The following is an 18,807-nucleotide window of genomic DNA, read 5'->3' as shown; positions in this document are numbered from 1 at the left end:
CTAAGGAGGCAAAGAGTGTGGCTCTGCCGTTGATGAAGCTTTGTAATAATGCGTTCACTTAGAAAGGATCAATAACACAACCAAAAATAAAAACTTTGCGTTTAAGAAAAAACATATGCACTTAAAAACAAAAAAGGCAATCCTAAGACTGCCTTTTCTATATTTTTTGAAAAATTATTTGTTTTTCATTTCTTCCTTGATCTTGTTTTCCAATTCCTCGGAAAGTTCAGGATTGTCTTTTAAAACATCTTTTACAGCATCACGCCCTTGTCCTAATTTAGACTCCTCATAGCTGAACCAAGAACCACTTTTCTTCACAATTCCCATATCCACTGCCGTATCAAGAATTTCACCTACTTTAGAAACTCCTTCACCATACATGATATCGAATTCTGCCTGCTTGAAAGGCGGTGCTACTTTATTTTTCACAATCTTCACTTTCACACGGCTTCCGATAGCCTCATCACCTTGTTTGATAGGCGCACTGGCTTTTCTGATATCAATTCTTACAGAAGCATAGAACTTCAGAGCGTTACCTCCGGTAGTAGTTTCAGGGTTTCCGAACATTACCCCGATTTTTTCTCTCAACTGGTTGATGAAAATTACTGTACATTTCGTTCTTGAAATAGTAGCTGTAAGCTTTCTTAATGCCTGAGACATCAATCTTGCATGAAGACCCATTTTGGAATCTCCCATTTCACCTTCAATCTCAGCTTTTGGTGTAAGAGCTGCCACAGAGTCAATTACAACGATATCGATAGCTCCTGAACGGATAAGGTTATCAGCAATTTCTAAAGCTTGCTCACCATTGTCCGGCTGAGAAATGATAAGGTTCTCCAAATCAATTCCTAATTTCGCTGCATAAGTTCTGTCAAAAGCGTGCTCCGCATCAATAAATGCAGCAATACCACCTGCTTTCTGAGCTTCAGCAATCGCATGAAGGGTCAATGTTGTTTTACCTGAAGATTCAGGACCGTATATTTCAATAATTCTTCCTTTTGGATATCCGCCTATACCTAATGCGATATCTAATCCTAAAGAACCGGAAGGAATTACTTCTATTGTATTGTCTATAGATTGATCACCTAAAGTCATTACTGTTCCCTTTCCGTATGTTTTATCTAATTTGTCAAGCACTAAAGCGAGTGCTTTTTTCTTATCATCAATGTTACTCATCGCTATTAAAATAATTTCTCAAAAATACATAATTTAAATATCAAAAACTAATATTATTTGTCCCTGAAAACTGTTTTTAGAGTTAAAAAATGATAAAATTTTGCTGTTGATCTCATTCATAACGAAGCAGATGTATAATGTGAGATGCATACTTGAAAAAAGGTAAAAATTATTAATTGTGAAGGAAGCCGGAAGCTGGAAGAAGGGAGTTATAGAAGTCCGGAAAATAGCATAAATTTAATTTTGTGCTATTATTAAAGTTTTTGCTGAAAGAAATTAATCTTCCAATAGTAACTTCCTGCTCCCGGCTTCTATCTTCCTGCTTTTTAATGAAAATTTGAATTTTTAGTAATATTCAGATAGTCTTCCAGTACTTTCATCTGATCCTTATTCCCTCTTTTTATTCTGGCATCGCGGCTTACGACTCTGTCATAAATCTTGTTGAAAAGTATCTTTGATTTTGGAAACAGATTTTTGTTGGGAACTTCCGGGATCTGCAGTCTTTTGCAAACTTCATCATCCAGCAGAAACCAGGTACAGCAGACATGCAGATATTTTAAATTTTTCCTTTGAAATTCAAATTTTAAAATAGGATTTTCCAAAGATTCATTCAGCAGAGAATGGGCAAGAAGAACGGAGTCTTTATCGGAAGGAGGCTGCACAGATGTCCATAAATAAAAATATTCAGTAGCCTGTTTCTTGTCATCGGGAAGAAGCTGTTCCGGAATACCTAAAAGATAGCCTACATATTTCCACAGGTGAAAAATTCCCTGTTCCTCTTCAGGGGAAAAACTATTTCCCAATTTCTGAAGGCTGTGAAGAAAGACAAGACTAAAACCTATGTAAGTTGCCATCATATCCCATGAATTGATCGGCTCACCCCAGTTTTCGGTATCCCAGTCTTTATAATGTTTTTTTATGGAAAGCCTTGCATAAGAATGAATTAAACGGGTTTTTATAGCAAATTCATACCCTTTTGCATGAACTTCCAGCGCATTATATCGGGTTGCATTTACCCAGAAATCCAACGTTTCCGAAAGACGTTTTACCGCCCCCTTTTTTAATGCTTCTGTGACAATAAGGGGTTTGTTGAGGTAGGCGTAGTCGTAACCGCCGATCAGACAATAATCCCTCAACGAGATCAGAGAGTCCAGATTGCTTCTCATGCAGAGCTCAGCACCGCTTTTGAGTAAATTGTAATCAAGCCACTCGGGAACTTTTTGAGTTTGGATAAAAAGTTTTTTTACACTTTCAGGAACAGAATCTGTTTCCGAAACTCCGTTTCTGATGTACTGCTCAATTTCCCTGGATGCCTCATGAAATTTTTTAGTAAAATAAATCTCTTTTACCACCTCATCACCGATCTCATCCACATGATGAAAAAAAGGCGCAAATTTTTCAAATTTTTCAAAGCTCACTTCTGCTCCGGAAAATTCAATAAGCAGTTTTCCGTTTCCACTTTCCCAGAAATCTCTGAAATGAGAAGCGTCTTTAAATCGTGGTTGTATCATGTTCATTCCTTTACCTATAAAAGTACAAGTTTTATGCTGAAATTTTTGGTGAGATTTGTCAGGCCCAGGGTGAGGATTCTATAGATATCCCCATTCAAAAGTTTTCTTGATGAGCTCGGAGCTATTTTTACAGTCAGATTTTCTTAAAATATTTTTTCTGTGGGTGCGTACGGTTTCTTCTGAAATATTTAGTAAATCTGAAATTTCACAGGTCGAGTACCCTTTTGCAATACAATTGATAATTTCAACTTCTCTTTTGGTGAAAATAACAGGAATTGGCTCATCAGATGGGTTGTGTTTCATCCACTGCATCTGGTGAAAATCTTCCCGCCCATTGATTCCTGAAACCAGTACAATATAAGAGTTTTGATGGGTTATATGTTCAATATTGGTGTGGATGTTAGCTGCCTGCAAAAGCCTGCCGTTTTCATCTTTGTAAGTGTGTAAAGCCTGATGATGGAACAATTCATAATTCCCTTTTGAAGTTCTCATTCTGAAACAATAGCTGGTTTTCAACTCCTGTTGATAATCAAAGCCGTTAATTTCCTTCATTTTTTCTATAGACATTCTTTCGGCCTCCATGACAAACTCAATGTCATCGGGATGGATGAGGTCTATAATTTCTTTTAAATGTAGAGGATATTTACTGAGGCCATGTATTTTCAGAATGTCTTTATGATGATTGCAGATGGTACTATCTGCGAAATTAATAACATAATAATAAAACTTGCCCGGCGCGAAGATTTCTCCTATAAGATGTTCAATGGCGGGAACGGGCAGGATTCTGTTGTCATTCTGTAAAATTTCAGGATAGTCATTCCAGACTTTGGTGAGGGGATGCGGTTTTTTTGCATGAGTCAGGTGTTTTTTCTTCATTGGTTAATGTTTTCTTAAAAATAATAAAATTATGTTAAAAAATCACCCTTTTGTGGTATTTCGTGTGGTAGGAAAGTATTGTAGCTTTAAATAAAACTAATGACCATGGAGGCTCAATTTCTGGAACATTCCTTTTAGGCTATCATTCAGCCAATTTCTAAATCAATTCAAAAAACTTTAATCTGAAAAATAAATAATCATGAAAACAAAAATTGTATTACTGTTTCTATTCTGGGCTTTTATAGCCTGGGGACAGGAAAAGAAGAGCTTAGAAAAAGATAAACAAGAGGCCGAAAATATTTTTACTGGCTTAGGGGAGGTATATTCCAAATATTTGGATTCATATAAAAAAACAAATGAAAAACTGCAAGAGTTGAACAAAAATCTGAATGGAAAGTCAGAAGCAAGTTATCTAGTGCAAATTCAGGAGCAATATAAACGGGCAAATGCCTACAATGATACATTGGCTTTAAAACATCAATTATTTTTAAATTATAAAGGTGTTTATGAAAATAAAGGTATTGACGGGAAAGAGATAGATAAGTGGTATGGATATGCAAGTGAATCTTTTGTTAAATCCCAAAATTCTGTAACAACTAATGATTCAAAAGTATACATCTATTACGGGGAAAATAAAGTGATTGATCAAGACTTTCTAAAAGATAAAAATGATGAAAACTAACAGATAGTCAGGAATATATTAAATACTAAAGGGAAAGAAAGCTATTTTGGAGATATTACAATTCCTTATGATAATCAAGAGTTCTATTTCTATAAATATTATATGAAAGACAAGATAAAAGAAATTGTAGGGGACGCAGAGACTATTGAAGAAAAAAGTAATAATCATGCAATTTCTCAATCCGAAAAAGATTTTTTAAAAAAAAATAAATTTGTTTTAGAGAAAAGAAATAGCAAGGGAGATTATATAATAGATCCTGAAAAAAAATTTAAATTTAAAAAATTGGATGTGGAAATCAGAGATGGATATTTTTATGATATAAGAGTTTTGGTTGAAGATTATGACGGAAATAGCCATGTTTTTACCAACCAAATAGGGTTAAGTATTCTATTTTTTTCTCAGTATAGTACCCGGAAAATGATGTATTATAAAAATTCTATCCGAAAAAATGCACTTGTTGAAAACCAAGAATATACTGATGAAAAGCTAAATCACTTGTATATAAATCTTTCGGATGTGATGAATTATACTTATAAAATGGGGAATCATTATATTCCACATGATTTGATTCTGGAACTGCCTGAGAAACCTGAAGAAAATAAAGTTGGTAATGCTACCTATCAAATAAAACAAGAAACTTATTTGGAAAAAATATTAGAATTGAGAGCTTACACTGATTTTCTTACTCTTTTTGGAGGTTCTAAAAATGGTTTAGCACAAATAGAGGGAAGGGCTAAGTTTTATCTTTTTCCTTATCCTTTTCGTTTCTTTAGTAGTAGAAGGACATTGGGACAAATAGAATATTTTCCTTCAGTCTCCCCATATGTAAATTATTCAAGATTTGAAAAAGATTCTAAATATGTAAGTACTATTTATGATCCTGAAAATAATAACTTTCAAATAGAAAATAATAGAAATCTAGGATTAATAGAAAAGCGCTATCTTACGATGGGATTAGATCTGGAAGTATTAAAATGGCAGAATAAAAGCGCTCCTGTAAGCATAAGTTTGTATGGTTTGGTTAACTATAATATATCTCAGGTAAATATCTCAGCTAATGAAGAGGAAAAAATAGAAGACATAAAGTCTATGGGATCTGGTGGAGGTCTTCATTTAAGTGCAAAACGGTTTAATAATTTTGGATTTGATTATAAAGCAGATATTTCGTGGTATAATTATAGAAACTTTAATACTACTAAAAATATTGATCTTCCTTCGGTAATTCCTGTATTCAGACATGAAGCAGAAATTTTTTATCACCCTAATGGAAATCCTAATCAGGCTATTTTTGCACGTCTAATTACATTTAATTACATGGGAAGTAATAGCCAGGCATTTTATCAGTTTCAATTTGGATATAAATTTTCTATAGGAAATAGAGCCGTGAATAAATAATATATCATTAATTTATGAATAGATTTATAAATATTCTTTCATCTTTACATAACAAAAAAACCTTCCCATCGGGAAGGTTTTATATTACTTATTGCTTATCGCTCATTACTTATTACAAAGAAGCAGCGTGTACAAGCATATCTACTAACTTGTTAGAGTAACCCATTTCGTTGTCATACCAAGAAACAAGTTTCACGAAGTTTGGAGAAAGCATGATACCAGCATCTTTATCGAAGATAGAAGTTCTCTTATCTCCTACGAAGTCCTGAGATACTACTGCATCTTCAGTATATCCTAGGATCCCTTTCAATTCACCTTCAGAAGCAGCTTTGATTACTGAACAGATTTCTTCATAAGAAGCAGCTTTGTCAATTCTCACTGTTAAATCTACTACAGAAACGTCAACAGTTGGTACTCTGAAAGACATACCTGTTAATTTCCCGTTCAAAGAAGGGATTACTTTTCCTACTGCTTTAGCAGCACCTGTAGAAGAAGGAATAATGTTGTTTAGAGCAGCTCTACCTCCTCTCCAGTCTTTCACTGAAGGACCGTCAACAGTTTTCTGAGTAGCTGTTGTCGCGTGTACAGTTGTCATTAAACCTTCTACGATTCCGAAGTTATCGTGAATTACTTTAGCTAAAGGAGCTAAACAGTTTGTAGTACAAGAAGCGTTTGATAAGATTTTGATATCATCAGTAAGTTCCTTGTGGTTTACACCCATTACGAACATTGGAGTATCATCTTTGGAAGGAGCAGAAAGGATTACTTTTTTTGCACCTGCATTGATGTGAGCCTGAGCAGTATCTTTAGATAAGAAAAGACCCGTAGATTCTACGATATAATCAGCACCAATTTCATTCCACTTTAGGTTGTTAGGATCTCTTTCAGCAGTTACTCTGATTCTTTTCCCGTTTACTACAAGGTCATTTCCTTCTACAGAAACTTCACCTGGGAAAATACCGTGTACAGAGTCATATTTTAACATGTAAGCCATGTATTCTGCATTGATTAGGTCATTGATTCCTACAACTTCAATGTTGTCTCTTTCAGTCATTGCTCTGAAAACAAGACGTCCAATTCTACCAAAACCGTTGATACCTACTTTAATTGTTGACATAATAGTTTGTTTTTATTAGATTATAAAAATAATTAGATTGCTAAAATTTTTGAAATCAGTAAAAGATCTTCATTGATTTCGTTATGTTTTTTAATGGCTTCTTCAATAGGCGTATACGTCAGATCATTGGAACGCATTCCGGCCATTACATTGCTTTGTCCTTCCATTAATCCTGTTACGGCACCATAGCCTAATCTGCTTGCCAAAACTCTGTCTGCACAGCTTGGAGAGCCTCCTCTCTGCATATGTCCCAAAATTGCTACACGAATGTCATAATCAGGGAATGTCTGTTTTGTTTTTTCTGCAAGTTCATATACATTGGCTAGTTTTTCACCTTCTGCAACCACCACAATGCTTGATGCCTTTCCTGTTTTTTCTGCATCTCTGAATTTTGCGAAAAGCTCATCAATACTGTCTTTTTTCTCAGGAATTAAAATATCTAAAGCTCCTGTTGCCAATCCACTGTTTAATGCGATAAAACCAGCATCACGACCCATTACCTCCACAAAGAAAACTCTGTTGTGAGAAGTTGCAGTATCACGGATTTTATCAATGGCATCCATGGCAGTATTCAAAGCAGTGTCGTAGCCTATCGTATTATCAGTTCCAAAAATATCGTTGTCGATTGTTCCCGGGATACCGATTACTCTGATTCCGAATTCTTCATTAAAGATTTTTGCACCGGTGAAAGTTCCGTCTCCACCAATACACACCAATCCGTCTATTCCAAGCTTTACGCAATTGTCATAAGCTTTCTGACGGCCTTCTTTTGTTCTGAATTCAGCGGATCTGGCAGACTTTAGAATTGTTCCACCCTGGTTGATTATATTTTTTACGGAACGGGCTCCCATTTTCAGGAAATCATTGTTGATAAGACCGTTGTAGCCTTCTCTCACCCCGTAGCATTCGATATTATAGTAATTGGCGGTTCTTACTACCGCTCTTAACGCCGCATTCATACCCGGAGAGTCACCTCCTGAAGTAAGAACTGCAATTTTTTTTACAGCACTCTCTTTCATCAAGAAAAAAATTTCGAACACAAATTTACAAAAACAAGTTCAGATTATCGTAGTAACTTTTCAATAGTTTTGAATATAAATTATTAAAAGCTTCTGAAATTTGTAGGTTTAAAAAAATATCGTGCGGTTTTAGTTTCCTGAGCATCGATATCCAGGTCGTACCATGGTGTAAAATAGGGATTAAAAGGATTGGATAGTACATGAATAGATTGTGCCGGTGTAAATCCTTCACTCAATAAAAACAGTCTTTTCCCTTCCTTATTGCGGCAGACACCGGAAATAAAAACAATATGTCCCGGACTTCCCGGTGTGATCAGAATATCTCCGGTTTTAAGATCAGAATTTCTTGTTACCGGTTTTGTTTCCTTATTTAATGAAATAGTTCCCGCATAATTAAAGATCAGATCCAGATAATTTCTGAAACTCTGATAAGAATCATCAAAAGACATGGTTTTTCTGAAGCTGACTGAATTTCCGCTGACCAATGCTCTCGTTCCGTTTTTGTAATCATTCCAGCGGAGAAGATCTCCACTGGTAAAATGAAATTTGATCTCGTCAAATTTTTTTGCTTTATAAAGATATTCAGCTCTCATACGGATTGCTGCATCAGCACATTGCTGCAAGTCTTTATTTCCGGTATCAATATCAAAAATGGCTTCATGGAGATGCTGGGTAGAAATAGGAGTTCCGTCATATTTTAAAATTTGACTGGCATAAGGTTTCAGCTTAAAATTTTCAATAAAGTATCCGAAAGAACCTGGTTTTTCTTCACTCCATTCATATCCCTCAGGAGGAGAAAATCTTTCCCGGATGGTATTTTTATCTTTATGGATTTTTAAAGTACTTTCTGCAATTAAATGTTCGTTCTTATCCGGCTCAGCCAGTAAGCGGTCTGATAATTTTTCTTTTGTACAGCTTGTGAGAATAACAAGCGCTGTGATTCCCGTGATAATTTTTTTCATGCGTTTTTAGTGAACACAAATATCATTTTTTTTCACGTACCAGCCAATAAAGTTCTGGAAATCTGCAATATTTAACTTCTGATTTATACATGTTTTTCAGGAATCAGTAATTTTCCCCAATCATTCAGCTGCCAAAGAATCTTCACTAGCTGTTTACTTAGTTCTGTTAAAGCATATTCCAAAACTCACCCGAACGTTTTCATTGATCTGCCAAACGATGGGAATGTTCCATTTATCACTTATCACTGATGATAAGCCGTGCGAACCTTCAAAAAAGTAAAAGTTATCCACAAATTAAAAATGTTGATTTGATTTTTAATTATATAGGTTACAGATTTACAGGAGGTTTTCTTGTCTTTTTTTCTTTGGAAGCGCCTTTGTTTATTCAATTTTTAGAAGAAAGATGATATTGGAATATTTCCAATATTAACTGTATATTAACGAAAAAAAGTTATCCACAATATGAGTTTTCCATTAATGTGGATTCTATCTGTCACTAAATTAATAGTTTAAATAAAAATTAAAAAATGAGGACTTAAATTTTAAAGTCTTTCTTCGCTGAAAAAAAGTTATCCACAATATGGAATTATTGAGCAAAATGACAGCATCTGCCTATCTCTAAATCTATATTATCTGCATAATTAGTTAGAGCTTATTCTGTTTTTTACCATTTTTCCGTCAGATATTTCCAGTATCTTTTCGGAACATGCTGAATATGCAGTTTCAGGTTTTTCCGTTCAGTAATATTCGTTTTAGTGAAATAACGCTGCCAAAGAGTTTGGTAATTTTTCTCTTCATCATGGAATTTTTGTTGATACTGGCCGAAATCCAGTTTTTCATCAGGGTAGAAGAAATCACAGATGTCCAGATCATAGAGAAGTCCGTAGTTTCTCCGTAGATCGTAGATCATCCATTTCTGATCCTGATACCGGTCATGAAAATGTTTTCTGATCAACGGAAGAACATTGAAGTCAGGATCTATTTTGGAAAAGAAGACTTCATCTTTCATTTTTTCAAAGCGGACAAAAGCAGTCATCCTGTGCCTTTCTCTATCCACCGATTTGCAGATTTTTGAAATTTTTAAAACATCAGCATCAGCAAAATTTTCAAGAATATTTATTGCCGGATGCTTAATAGACTGCCTTACTGCAGATAGGATGAGGTTTTCAAGATTCGGATCTTCTGATAAAAAAACTTTTAAAAGCTTATAGATGCCCACTTTCCCGATATTATGCTCCAATTTGTTGAGAACCCGCTCAGATTTGTCCTTTTGGGTAATGACTTCATGAATCTCCGCAAAAATATTTTCCTGATGAAATCTTTCTCTGCTGGCAATTTCCACATCTTTATAACGATATTCGAAAACTTCAAATATTGAGGTGAAAAGACCATCGAAACTTCCATCGTAGAGTAGGGTTGTCATCATTAATTTTAAATTTAATTGTGCTGCCTGTCATTCTGACGAAGAAACATTCTGATTGATTTAGGAGATTCTTCCTTCGTCGGAATGACAAATACACTGTAATATATTAGTGATCATTTGTGAAAAAATTCGTGCTATTTGTGTTTAAAACAATGTTAGTTGTTGTGAGAATTGATTGTGAAACTTTGAGGAACTTCCGCCCACCAGTAGTCTCCTGAAATTCTTATCTGTTAAATATCTTAAGTAGGCATTTCCGGCAGTAAAATCAATGAAATACTTTGCCCGGTTCACAGCTGCTCCCAATTTTTTCAAATGATCCATTGTCAAAACCTGAAAGCGTCTTGCACTGATGATTTTCTGAGCCGTTTTTACTCCAATTCCCGGAATTCTTAAAATCAGCTGATATTCGGCGGTCTGAAGATTAATAGGAAACTGATCCAGATTCCGTAATGCCCAGCTTAACTTAGGATCTACTTCAAGATCAAGGAAAGGCATATTCGGATCCAAAATCTCTTCTGCTTTAAAACCATAAAATCTCATCAGCCAGTCAGACTGATACAGCCGGTTTTCACGAAGCATAGGAACCTCCGTTGTTAAAGAAGGCAGCCTCTGATCTTCCAGAACCGGAACATATCCTGAATAATAAACCCTTTTCAGATTAAAATTTTTATAAAAATGATCGGCAACTTTAATGATCTGCAGGTCGTTTTCATTGGTTGCCCCCACGATCATCTGTGTAGATTGCCCTGCGGGAGCAAATTTGGGAACTTTCTTTAAAACTTTTTTTTCATCCTGATACTGAACAATTCCTTTCTGAATATAGCGCATCGGGCTGATCATATCTTGCCTGTTCTTTTCAGGGGCCAGCAGTTTTAATCCGCTTTCCGTAGGAATTTCAATGTTTACGGATAAACGGTCTGCATACAAAGCGGCTTCCTGCATCAGATCATCACTCGCTCCAGGAATAGATTTCAGATGAATATATCCATTAAAGTTTTCTTCCAGCCGAAGTTTTTTGGCAACTCTTACAAGCCGTTCCATCGTTGTATCAGCATTTTTGAATATTCCTGAGCTCAGAAACAAACCTTCAATATAGTTCCTGCGATAAAAACTGATGGTAAGGTCCACTACTTCTTCCACTGTAAAGGCTGCTCTTTTAATATCATTTGAACTTCTGGAAACACAATAAGCACAATCATAAATACAGTGATTGGTCAGCAAAATTTTAAGCAGAGAAACACATCTCCCGTCTTCGGTATAAGTATGACAAATACCACTTGCGGAACTGTCTCCTAAAGCTCCTTTTTTATTTTTTCTCGTGCCTCCGCTCGATGAACAGGAAACATCATATTTCGCTGCATCAGCAAGGATTTCGAGCTTTTCTTTAAGGCGTTCAAAATTCATATTTTTGAATGATTGATATGTTTTGTATCTGAATGGTATTTAAATTTTGTTCAAATTTAGTTCCAAAATTGATAAAAGTCAATCTTTTTTCATAGAAGTTATCAACAAAAAAGAGTCTCAAAATCATTATATTTACGGCTCATTAAAGTTTATATCATGAATCATAAACCAATCGAAGGTTTTTCAAAGCTTCCAAAGCAGGGAAAAATCGAATGGCTCGTAAACGAATACCTTGAAGGAAACCAGGAATATCAAAATATATTAAAACAATACTGGAATGATGATGCAGACCTTCAGAAGCTTCACGAAGAATTTTCTGAAAACACCATCTCCAATTTTTATATGCCTTACGGAATTGCTCCGAACTTTTTGATCGACGGAAAACTGCTGGCACTTCCAATGGCTGTTGAAGAAAGTTCAGTAGTTGCAGCCGCTTCCAAAGCTGCGAAATTCTGGATCGATATTTGAATGATTGATATGTTTTGTATCTGAATGGTATTTAAATTTTGTTCAAATTTAGTTCCAAAATTGATAAAAGTCAATCTTTTTTCATAGAAGTTATCAACAAAAAAGAGTCTCAAAATCATTATATTTACGGCTCATTAAAGTTTATATCATGAATCATAAACCAATCGAAGGTTTTTCAAAGCTTCCAAAGCAGGGAAAAATCGAATGGCTCGTAAACGAATACCTTGAAGGAAACCAGGAATATCAAAATATATTAAAACAATACTGGAATGATGATGCAGACCTTCAGAAGCTTCACGAAGAATTTTCTGAAAACACCATCTCCAATTTTTATATGCCTTACGGAATTGCTCCGAACTTTTTGATCGACGGAAAACTGCTGGCACTTCCAATGGCTGTTGAAGAAAGTTCAGTAGTTGCAGCCGCTTCCAAAGCTGCGAAATTCTGGATCGATAAAGGAGGTTTTAAAACAACGATCATCAACACTGAAAAACTGGGGCACACCCATTTTATTTTTAATGTTGAACCTCACAAATTATTGCATTTCTTTAATTTCAGTTTAAAGAAAAAATTATTTGAAGCCACAGAAGATATTACATCCAACATGAGAAAACGTGGTGGAGGTATTTTAAATATCAATCTGATTGATAAGACCGCAGAAATGCCCAATTATTACCAGCTGAAAGCAAGTTTTGATACGGTAGATTCTATGGGGGCCAACTTTATCAACTCATGCCTTGAGCAGTTCGGAAAAACCTTGAGACAGGAAGTGGCTACCAGCGAAGATTTTACTCAGGAAGAAAAGAATTCTTTGCAGATTGTAATGAATATCCTTTCCAATTTTACCCCTGACTGTATTGTAAGAGCTGAGGTTTCCTGTAAAATGGAAGATTTAAAAGATGACAGTGGAATTTCCCCTGAAGAATTCGCCTATAAATTCAAACAGGCAGTTACCATTGCTGAAATTGAACCTTACCGCGCAACCACTCATAATAAGGGAGTGATGAACGGAGTAGATGCCGTAGTGATTGCTACCGGGAATGACTTCAGAGCAACAGAAGCCTGTGCGCATGCTTATGCAGCAAAAGACGGGCAATACAGATCTTTAACGCATTGTACAACTGATAATGGTGTGTTCAGATTCTGGATTGATCTTCCAATTTCTGTAGGAGTTGTAGGAGGTCTTACAAACCTTCACCCGTTGGTAAAATTCTCGTTAGCACTTCTTGGAAAACCTTCGGCACAGGAACTGATGAGTATTCTGGCGGTTTCGGGTCTTGCACAGAACTTTGGTGCATTGCGTTCTCTGGTAACTACAGGAATTCAGAAAGGTCATATGAAAATGCATCTATTGAATATTCTGAACCAGCTGGGAGCTACCGAAGAAGAAAAACAGCATTTTGTGACGTATTTCAAAGATAAAACGGTGAGCCACCATGAGGTGATCAATGAATTTAACAGATTGAGAGAAAACTAATGTTACAGATCATTCTGCCCATTGTATTCCTTCTTTTTGGATTCTTTTTAAAGAAAACAAATCATGAAGGTTTCAGAAGCTCTAAGAGATTTGCCAATATGTTTATCATACTGGGAATTTCTACTTTGGTTGCCAAGTTCATTTTAATGTACTTAAAATCAAAATAGTGAAAAAAAGTATTGTATTTTTCTTACTGATTTCCGGTTTAAGCTTTTCACAACAGCCAAAAGTGAAAATAAGCAATCTGCAGCCAAAGACTGAGGATACCGTTTTTCCGGTTGTTTCTTATCCTGAAAATCCGCGGGTAGAAAATAAAATCAATACATTTCTGCAGGTAGATCAGTTGGAATATGTTCCCGGATCTGGCGGAAACCCTTTTAAACGGGCTTCTACAGCAACAAATTCTTATTCAAACTATCTTAATTTTTATAGTTGGGAAAAGATTGAAACGCCTAAGAATATTCTGAGTATTGCAATAGATGGTGAAGCTTCAGGAGCGTATCCGGAAGAGTTTGCAGACTGGAAAAATTTTGATCTGAGAACCGGAAACTATATCAACCCTGAAGATTTATTTCAAGCGGAGAGCTTTAAAACCATCAATGGTTTAATTCAAAAGAGAATTCAAAAAAGAGTTGGTGATTTTTTAAACCAACTGAAATCCGAAAAAAATATTTCGGAAGGAACTCAGGATCAGATTGCTCTGTATGAAGATTGTTTCATGGAGTATACTTTGAACGGCATCAAATATTTTTTCGGTAAGGATAAACTTACTTTTGTAGCAGGTAGATGTTCTAATCATGCGATGAGGGCATTGGATGATCTGGGAAGCCACGAAATAGCATTTACTTATAAAGAGCTTGACAAATATTGGAGTTCTTATGCGAAAAACTTGATTTCCGGTTCTGAAAAACTTAACAAAACAAGTCCAGGCAATAAATTGTTTAAAGGAAAAATTGATGGTAAATATCCCATTACAGTTCTGATTAACGGAATCAATGAAGATGATTCGTTTTCAGCAATGTACTGGTATGATAAGAATAAAAAACCTATCAATTGGAGAGGCGAATTTATCCATGATCATTTTTCCATTACAGAAGATGATTATCATAGCGAGGAACTGAAGGAATGGATTCCAAGAGCTTTGATAGAAGCCGACTTGAAAGGAAATAAAATCATAGGAACCTGGCAAGATTATAAAACAAAGAAATATTTAACCCTAGAATTAGAAGAGTTATAAAATGAAAACAATTACTTTAGTTTTTGGAGCAGTTTACGGAATGGTGTCTGTAATCCTGGGCGCATTCGGAGCGCACGCTTTAAAGAAAATATTAGCTGTGGAAAGACTGGAAAGTTTTGAAACAGGCGTAAGATATCAGATGTATGCAGCATTTTTCCTGCTGATCATCGGATACATCTTAAAATTTGAAACGTCTGCTGAAAAATGGACTTCCATTTTAATGATTGCAGGAACACTTTTGTTCTCTGTAAGCATCTATTTCCTGAGCATGCAGGATTATCTGGGAATGAATCTTAAATTCTTAGGCCCAATCACTCCGCTTGGAGGTCTGATGATGATTTTAAGTTGGGGAATGCTGATCTTTTATTTTGCTAAAAACAGAATATAAGAATGAAAATTAACAGAAGAAGACGGTTAATACGAACATTCAATCTCTTAGATCAGCCTATCAGATTCAATCCGTTTGTGTTCAGCCGCACTTTTTTTATGTGGGCTGTTACAGGTCTTGTAGGCGGTATTATTGCCGGAGGATACTGGATCGTATTGGAACATTTTACTGAATTCCTGGCCGAATTTCAAGGCTGGCAGGTGATTCCTACGATGGCAATCTGCGGATTGCTGGCTGGGTTAGTGATTCATTTTATTGGTGATCCGGGAGAAATACATTTGATCGTTAATAACATCAGATTCAATAAAGGAAAACTGGAACCGAAGAATAATCCTTCTATGATTCTTTCTTCTCTGTTTTGTGTAGCTTCAGGAGGAAGTTTGGGACCGGAGGCTCCATTGGTACAGGTCACCGGTTCTACGGGAACCTGGCTGGGGAAAATTTTCAGATTAAAAGGTGAGGAACTGCGTTCTTTGAGTATTGCCGGTATGGCCTCTGGTTTCACCGCATTATTTGGAGCACCGCTGGGAGGAAGTCTCTTTTCCCTGGAGATCCTTCATCATAAGCATGCCGTAGAATATTATAAAGCCATTATTCCTGCGTTGGTAGCAAGCTGTTTCAGCTATCTGATGTTTGCTTTGATTATCCATTTGGGAATCGGGGCAACCTGGGATTTAAAAGCGTATCATTATACAGGAGTATATGATTTTCTATATGCTACGCTGTTCGGAATTGTAGGAACATTTTTTGGATGGATCTTCATTTTTGTAGTCAAATTTTTCAAAAAGATTTTTGAGTACAGACAATTTCCGATTTACATTAAAACATTCGTAGGTGGAATTATTTTAGGAATTATCGCTTATAATTTTCCCATTACAAGATACTTCGGACATAACGAGATCAATCAGCTGATCGGCGGCAATTTCGGACTGAATTTTTTAATCCTGATTCTGGTTTTTAAAATACTGGCTATTGCGATTACGGTAACTTCAGGATGGAGAGGAGGATTTATCATTCCGCTGTTCTTTGTAGGAACAACATTGGGACTCATTATCCATAATTTATTCCCAGGTGTAGATACCACCTTAGCGATTGTAAGCTGTATGGCCGCTATCAATGCGTGTGTTACAAGAACGCCGATGAGTACTACCATTATCTTAGGAACACTTACTGGGTTTACCTATTTTGTGCCAATATTATTCGCGAGTCTCACAGGTTATTTTCTGGCTCCAAGAATTCCGTTCATCGGATCACAATCTGAAAAATTAGTGGAAGAATAAAGGAAATTTGAATGATATGTTAAAAATCAAGTCAATCAGACTTTAATTTTTGAGTCAATAAACTTGAACTTCCATGTCTTTTTAGTAAATTTGTCAACCTTTAAATAGTAAAATAAAATAATAAAAATAATATGAATCTTCACGAGTATCAATCAAAAGAGATTTTATCAAAGTATGGAGTAGCTATCCAACGTGGTTTCGTTGCAAACAACGTAGAAGAAGCTGTAGCAGCTGCTGAAAAATTGACTGCTGAAACCGGAGCACAGGCTTGGGTTGTAAAAGCGCAGATTCACGCAGGTGGTCGTGGTAAAGGTGGGGGTGTTAAGTTTTCTCCAAACATGGATAAGCTTAAAGAAAACGCTCAGAATATCATCGGAATGCAGTTGGTAACTCCTCAAACTTCTGCTGAAGGTAAAAAAGTACACTCTGTTTTGGTTGCAGAAGATGTTTATTATCCGGGAGAATCTGAAACTAAAGAATTTTATGTTTCTATTCTTTTAGATAGAGCTGAAGGAAAAAATACAATCGTATATTCTACTGAAGGAGGTATGGATATTGAGCACGTTGCAGAAGTAACTCCTCATTTGATCCACAACGAACTTATTGACCCTGCTATCGGTCTTCAAGGGTTCCAGGCTAGAAAAATTGCTTTCAACCTAGGTCTTGAAGGAAATGCATTCAAAGAATTTGTGAAATTTATTTCATCTCTTTACAATGCGTATACAGGAATTGATGCTTCTCTTTTCGAAATCAACCCGGTATTAAAAACTTCTGATAACAAGATTATCGCTGTAGATGCTAAAGTAACTTTAGATGACAACTCATTGTTCCGTCACAAAGACTTAGCTGAACTTAGAGATACAAGAGAAGAAGAACCAATGGATGTAGAAGCTGGTGAAGCTGGTCTTAACTTCGTAAAACTGGATGGTAACGTTGCTTGTATGGTAAACGGAGCTGGTCTTGCAATGGCAACTATGGATATCATCAAATTATCAGGGGGTAACCCTGCTAACTTCCTTGACGTAGGAGGTACTGCTGATGCTCAGAGAGTACAGACTGCTTTTGGAATCATCTTAAGAGATCCGAACGTAAAAGCTATTTTGATCAACATCTTCGGAGGTATCGTAAGATGTGACAGAGTTGCTCAGGGAGTTGTAGATGCTTACAAAGCAATGGGTAGCCTTCCGGTTCCATTGATCGTAAGATTACAGGGAACTAACGCTGTAGAAGCTAAAAAACTAATTGACGAGTCTGGTCTTCCGGTACACTCTGCAATTACTTTAGAAGAAGCTGCAAATAAAGTAAAAGAAGTTTTAGCTTAATCCGAAACTTTCAAATAAATAGAAAACCGTTCCATTTTTGGAGCGGTTTTTTTGTTATTATTCTAAATGCTGATCATTGAAATAATATGATTTTATTTATTGATTTCCTCCAGATGGTAAAGATCCAGAACATTGGGTGCAATTTTTAAATCCGGTCTGAAAATCAATATTCCCTTTACAAAATTTTTGAGTAACAGATTACCATTTGTAATCACTGTGTCAATATTTAAATTGACAGTTTTCCGGGTGGCTTTCTTTAATTCAGGATCAAAGAAATAGATACATAAACTAGGAGCAGACTCATCAAATTCAGTCAGGAACACATCATATTTGCCCAATTCCGGGTTGGGGTGAAGTTCAGCATAGGTTAAGGAAGATAAAATGTTCTGGTTGCAATAATGGTGAAGTCCTTTTTCATCAACAATAATATGAGTGGTCATACTTTTTTTGTTTTTCTGAAAGAGCATCCAGACACAAAAACACAGGATTGCAATAAAAAGGGCAATTAAAACACTCTTTATTTCTATAGAGATTTCTTTTACATTACATACGAATATAGCCATTACTATAATGGATAAAGGGGTAATAATTAAAAATGATATGCCAATCAACTTTATCAATAAAGTAAGCCCTTTTGATTTTTTTGATTCAATGGGGAAAAATAAACTGGATTGTGATGACATCATTTTGTTGATTAAGATCTTTCCATAAAAGTATGAAATTATGTAATAACAATTTGAATCTAAAAAGGATAGAATACATGCCTAATTCAACCAGTGAATCAATACAAAAATATTTATCCTTGTTTTCAGTAGAAAGGGATGCTTCATTGGTTATTGATACTTTTATATTTCCAAACCTTATAGATTTCTGAAACATGTAAAGTATTCAATTTTATCGCAGATAAAATCCTGGCGCCTTACAACACAAAGAAAAAATATTTTGCGTCTTTGCGATTTCCAACCTCTTATAAAGCATCATTAAAAAAGACTACTTCATTTTTTGAAGCAGTCTTTTTAAGCTTATCGGTTTTCAAAAACTATAAGGTTTCAAATTTTATAAAGAATTAA

17 protein-coding genes and 1 pseudogene are annotated in these 18,807 nt (G+C 35.6%); 9 read left to right on the top strand and 9 right to left on the bottom strand.

Annotated elements, in window-relative coordinates:
* Window positions 1–174 precede the first annotated feature (174 nt).
* The 3 genes from recA to FW781_RS08850 form a co-directional block, all read right to left on the bottom strand.
* Complete coding sequence (recA, locus tag FW781_RS08860) at window positions 175–1,176, bottom strand: recombinase RecA (protein WP_047386304.1); 1,002 nt, start codon at window positions 1,174–1,176, stop codon at window positions 175–177.
* A 326-nt stretch (window positions 1,177–1,502) separates the two neighbouring features.
* Entirely contained in the window at window positions 1,503–2,687 is a 1,185-nt protein-coding gene (locus FW781_RS08855) for an oxygenase MpaB family protein (RefSeq protein WP_149387065.1), read from the bottom strand.
* A gap of 78 nt (window positions 2,688–2,765) precedes the next feature.
* Window positions 2,766–3,563, bottom strand: a complete 798-nt coding sequence (locus FW781_RS08850; RefSeq protein ID WP_149387064.1) for a response regulator transcription factor — start codon at window positions 3,561–3,563, stop codon at window positions 2,766–2,768.
* Window positions 3,564–3,762: 199 nt separating this feature from the next.
* On the opposite strand from FW781_RS08850, the gene FW781_RS08845 reads away from it, so the two are divergent.
* Entirely contained in the window at window positions 3,763–4,245 is a 483-nt protein-coding gene (locus tag FW781_RS08845; RefSeq protein WP_149387063.1) for a hypothetical protein, read from the top strand.
* Window positions 4,246–4,347: 102 nt separating this feature from the next.
* Window positions 4,348–5,640 (top strand): hypothetical protein, encoded by a 1,293-nt coding sequence (locus FW781_RS08840; protein ID WP_149387062.1) that lies wholly within the window; start codon window positions 4,348–4,350, stop codon window positions 5,638–5,640.
* 112 nt (window positions 5,641–5,752) lie between these two features.
* On the opposite strand, the gene gap is transcribed toward FW781_RS08840, so the two are convergent.
* The 5 genes from gap to FW781_RS08810 form a co-directional block, all read right to left on the bottom strand.
* Complete coding sequence (gap, locus tag FW781_RS08835) at window positions 5,753–6,757, bottom strand: type I glyceraldehyde-3-phosphate dehydrogenase (RefSeq protein WP_047379077.1); 1,005 nt, start codon at window positions 6,755–6,757, stop codon at window positions 5,753–5,755.
* Between the two features lie 32 nt (window positions 6,758–6,789).
* Window positions 6,790–7,776, bottom strand: a complete 987-nt coding sequence (gene pfkA / locus FW781_RS08830; protein WP_149387061.1) for a 6-phosphofructokinase — start codon at window positions 7,774–7,776, stop codon at window positions 6,790–6,792.
* An 83-nt stretch (window positions 7,777–7,859) separates the two neighbouring features.
* Entirely contained in the window at window positions 7,860–8,738 is an 879-nt protein-coding gene (locus FW781_RS08825) for a DUF4846 domain-containing protein (protein ID WP_149387060.1), read from the bottom strand.
* A 664-nt stretch (window positions 8,739–9,402) separates the two neighbouring features.
* Entirely contained in the window at window positions 9,403–10,164 is a 762-nt protein-coding gene (locus FW781_RS08815) for a TIGR03915 family putative DNA repair protein (protein ID WP_317133401.1), read from the bottom strand.
* 141 nt (window positions 10,165–10,305) lie between these two features.
* On the bottom strand, window positions 10,306–11,565 hold the full coding sequence (locus FW781_RS08810; RefSeq protein ID WP_149387059.1) for a putative DNA modification/repair radical SAM protein: 1,260 nt from the start codon (window positions 11,563–11,565) through the stop codon (window positions 10,306–10,308).
* 156 nt (window positions 11,566–11,721) lie between these two features.
* Here FW781_RS08810 and FW781_RS08805 point away from each other — a divergent pair.
* The 7 genes and pseudogenes from FW781_RS08805 to sucC all read left to right on the top strand — a co-directional run.
* Window positions 11,722–12,027, top strand: a pseudogene (locus tag FW781_RS08805) (hydroxymethylglutaryl-CoA reductase); the annotation flags it as partial.
* A gap of 154 nt (window positions 12,028–12,181) precedes the next feature.
* Complete coding sequence (locus tag FW781_RS08800) at window positions 12,182–13,510, top strand: hydroxymethylglutaryl-CoA reductase, degradative (protein ID WP_149387058.1); 1,329 nt, start codon at window positions 12,182–12,184, stop codon at window positions 13,508–13,510.
* Window positions 13,510–13,677: a hypothetical protein gene (locus FW781_RS22400; RefSeq protein WP_172625686.1), complete on the top strand. Its 168-nt coding sequence runs from the start codon at window positions 13,510–13,512 to the stop codon at window positions 13,675–13,677. The genes FW781_RS08800 and FW781_RS22400 overlap by 1 nt, the downstream gene beginning before the upstream one ends.
* A complete protein-coding gene (locus FW781_RS08795) occupies window positions 13,677–14,747 on the top strand; it encodes a hypothetical protein (protein ID WP_149387057.1) in 1,071 nt (356 codons plus the stop codon). The genes FW781_RS22400 and FW781_RS08795 overlap by 1 nt, the downstream gene beginning before the upstream one ends.
* A gap of 1 nt (window position 14,748) precedes the next feature.
* Window positions 14,749–15,135 (top strand): DUF423 domain-containing protein, encoded by a 387-nt coding sequence (locus FW781_RS08790; RefSeq protein ID WP_047096689.1) that lies wholly within the window; start codon window positions 14,749–14,751, stop codon window positions 15,133–15,135.
* 2 nt (window positions 15,136–15,137) lie between these two features.
* Entirely contained in the window at window positions 15,138–16,415 is a 1,278-nt protein-coding gene (locus tag FW781_RS08785; RefSeq protein ID WP_149387056.1) for a chloride channel protein, read from the top strand.
* 131 nt (window positions 16,416–16,546) lie between these two features.
* Entirely contained in the window at window positions 16,547–17,737 is a 1,191-nt protein-coding gene (gene sucC / locus FW781_RS08780; RefSeq protein ID WP_149387055.1) for an ADP-forming succinate--CoA ligase subunit beta, read from the top strand.
* A 92-nt stretch (window positions 17,738–17,829) separates the two neighbouring features.
* Here the strand turns inward: sucC and FW781_RS08775 are convergent, their stop codons facing one another.
* On the bottom strand, window positions 17,830–18,177 hold the full coding sequence (locus FW781_RS08775; protein ID WP_149387054.1) for a hypothetical protein: 348 nt from the start codon (window positions 18,175–18,177) through the stop codon (window positions 17,830–17,832).
* Between the last annotated feature and the right edge of the window lie 630 nt (window positions 18,178–18,807).

The sequence above is a fragment of the Chryseobacterium panacisoli genome (assembly GCF_008274625.1).
Taxonomy (GTDB): Bacteria; Bacteroidota; Bacteroidia; order Flavobacteriales; family Weeksellaceae; genus Chryseobacterium; species Chryseobacterium panacisoli.
The sequence above is the reverse complement of the archived record's forward strand: the minus strand, read 5'-3'. Positions and strand labels throughout refer to the sequence as shown.